This is a genomic window from Actinoallomurus acaciae (assembly GCF_042429965.1).
GTDB classification, from domain to species: Bacteria; Actinomycetota; Actinomycetes; order Streptosporangiales; family Streptosporangiaceae; genus Actinoallomurus; species Actinoallomurus acaciae.
Window position 1 is genome coordinate 1 of sequence record NZ_JBHLZP010001108.1, and the last position, 1,075, is coordinate 1,075.

1 protein-coding gene is annotated in these 1,075 nt (G+C 75.6%); it reads left to right on the forward strand.

Annotated features, from left to right (window positions below; genetic code table 11):
* On the forward strand, positions 1 to 1,075 hold a 1,075-nt coding region (locus tag ACFFNX_RS50905; protein WP_378213704.1), incomplete at both ends, for a putative PEP-binding protein.

Here is a 1,075-nt window from a genome sequence, read left to right on the forward strand (position 1 = left end):
CGAGCGCGGCGGCCCGACCAGCCACACCTCCATCCTGGCGCGCTCCCTCGGCCTGCCCGCCGTGGTCGGCTGCGCCGGCGCGCTCGACGTCGCCGACGGCGAGACGGTGACGGTGGACGGCACGACCGGGCAGGTGTGCGCCGGAGTCACCGAGGACGAGGTGACCCGCGTGCGCGAACGGGCGGAGGCGGAACGCGCCCGGCTCGCGGGCGGGAAGGGCCCGGGACGGACCGCGGACGGGCACCCGGTCGACCTGATGCTCAACATCGGCTCGGCCGCCGACCTCGCGGGCGTGGACCTGACCGACGTCGCGGGCGTCGGACTGTTCCGCACCGAGTTCCTGTTCCTGGACCGCCACGACGCGCCCGACCTCGAAGAACAGGTCGCCGCCTACACCGAGGCGTTCGCCCTCTTCGAGCGCGGCACGATCGTCGTACGCACCCTGGACGCCGGCGCGGACAAGCCGCTGCCCTTCCTCGGCCTGCCCGAGGAGCCCAACCCGGCGCTCGGCGTACGCGGCCTGCGGGTGGCGCGCGACCGCCCGGAGATCCTCACCACCCAGCTCGACGCCATCGCGATCGCCGCGGAGCGGACCACGGCCGACGTCTGGGTGATGGCGCCGATGGTCTCGACCCGTACGGAGGCCGAGGAGTTCGCCGCGCGGGCCCGCGACCACGGCCTGGCCACCGCGGGCGTGATGATCGAGGTGCCGGCGGCGGCTCTGCGCGCGGCGCGGTTCCTCGACGTCGTGGACTTCCTCAGCATCGGCACGAACGACCTGAGCCAGTACACGCTCGCCGCGGACCGGCAGGCCGGCGGCCTGGCGGACCTGCTCGATCCGTGGCAGCCCGCACTGCTCGACCTGATCGGCCGGTGCGCGGCGGCCGGAAAGGCGTCGGGCCGGTCGGTGGGGGTGTGCGGGGAGGCTGCGGCCGACCCGCTGCTGGCGCCGGTCCGCGGCGGGCTCGGCATCACCGAGCTGTCCATGAGCCCGCGTGCCCTGCCGGCCGTACGCGCGAGCCTGGCGGAGCGCACCCTCGCCGACTGTGAACGCCTCGCCGCACGCGCGCTGGAG